The following is a 1,288-nucleotide window of genomic DNA, read 5'->3' on the forward strand; positions in this document are numbered from 1 at the left end:
GAGGCAATCATCTAGGCTTGTCATGACCGGGTCATGGCCGCCGGGTCATGGCTGGAGTCCGCTGACGATGTCCGCGGCTGCCGTCACCCCGTTGTGGATGGTCGGCGCCATGCTCGAACTCGCCAGATAGAAGCCGAGCAGCGCACAGACCAGGGCGTGCGAGAACTTCAGTGCGCCGTTGCGCAGAAAGACCACTGCGAGGATCACCAGCAGCAGCACCACAGAGACCGAAATGGCCATGGGGACAACCTCCTCCGCCACGTCCACACCGCGGCTCTGGGCCGAGTGTGGCGCAGCGGAGGGACCGTCCGGGCGACCGGCATGTCCTCCGAACGGGTGTTATGTGCCGGGGCGTTGCTTCGGCGCGGACGGCGGCTACTGCCCGTGGGCGTCGAGGAACGCCTCCAGGCCGGCCAGGTCGTCCGTGTTCAAGTGGTCGACTCCGGCGGCCAGGAGCTCGCCCCACACCGCGTCGCGCGCCGGTCCCGCCAGGTCGGGCGTCGCCCAGAAGCGGACACGCTGTCCGCGCTTGTGGGCGGCCGAGACGATGCCGCGCAGTTTGTCGCGCTCGGCGGCCGGGATCGCGCCGACGCCCTGCCAGCTGAAGTTGAGCGTCCAGTTGTCGCTGATCAACGGGATGAGCGAGGCGGGCGCCGCGCTGCCCAGGTCGGCGAGGCGCCCGTCGTAGAAGGCACGGCGCACCCGCTGGGCCTCCATCGGCGCGCGGGCGGCCCGGTCGCCGGATATCACCGCCGTCACGGGGCCGCGGCGCACCTTGCCGTGGGAGTAGGTGGTGAACAGGTGCCGGTAGCGCCGCAGGTGGCGGTCGAGTTCGAGGTACGTCGCCGCACCCTCGGTCTTGATGTCGATCAGGAGCTGGAAGGGGGTGCGGTGGTAACCCCGGTACACGGAACCGTGGTTGGCACGCACACGGGCGGCCAGGGGGTCCAGGTAGAGCTTTTCGAGGGTGCGGGCGGGATCCAGGTCGATCGGGTCGTGGGCGACCAGGAGAGCGCCGTCGACGAGGTAGATGTCGGCCTCGACGCTGCCGAAGCGGTGGTCGAGCGCGTCGAAGAGGGGCCGGGGGTGCTCGTAGTCGTTGTGCGCGTGGGCGCGGACCAGGGGGCGGGGCCCATGGCCGCGCTCGCTCGCCTGTGCGTACGCGGGGACGGCTGCGGTGCCGGCGAGCGCGGCGCCGATGGTGAGGGCTCTACGACGGGTGATGAGTGCCATGCAGACTCCCGGAAAGGGCAAGGGGGTGAGGGGCGGGCCTCAGTGAGTATGAGGC

The 1,288-nt window shown here is 70.3% G+C and carries 2 protein-coding genes; both read right to left on the minus strand.

What is annotated here, in order from left to right; all coding sequences use genetic code 11:
* Positions 1-45 precede the first annotated feature (45 nt).
* Positions 46-240: a hypothetical protein gene (locus tag ACQKIP_RS47670; protein ID WP_160503040.1), complete on the minus strand. Its 195-nt coding sequence runs from the start codon at positions 238-240 to the stop codon at positions 46-48.
* Positions 241-375: 135 nt separating this feature from the next.
* Entirely contained in the window at positions 376-1,233 is an 858-nt protein-coding gene (locus ACQKIP_RS47675) for a phosphatidylinositol-specific phospholipase C/glycerophosphodiester phosphodiesterase family protein (protein WP_365865232.1), read from the minus strand.
* Between the last annotated feature and the right edge of the window lie 55 nt (positions 1,234-1,288).

The organism is Streptomyces sp. NPDC059900, assembly GCF_050270335.1.
Lineage (GTDB): Bacteria > Actinomycetota > Actinomycetes > Streptomycetales > Streptomycetaceae > Streptomyces.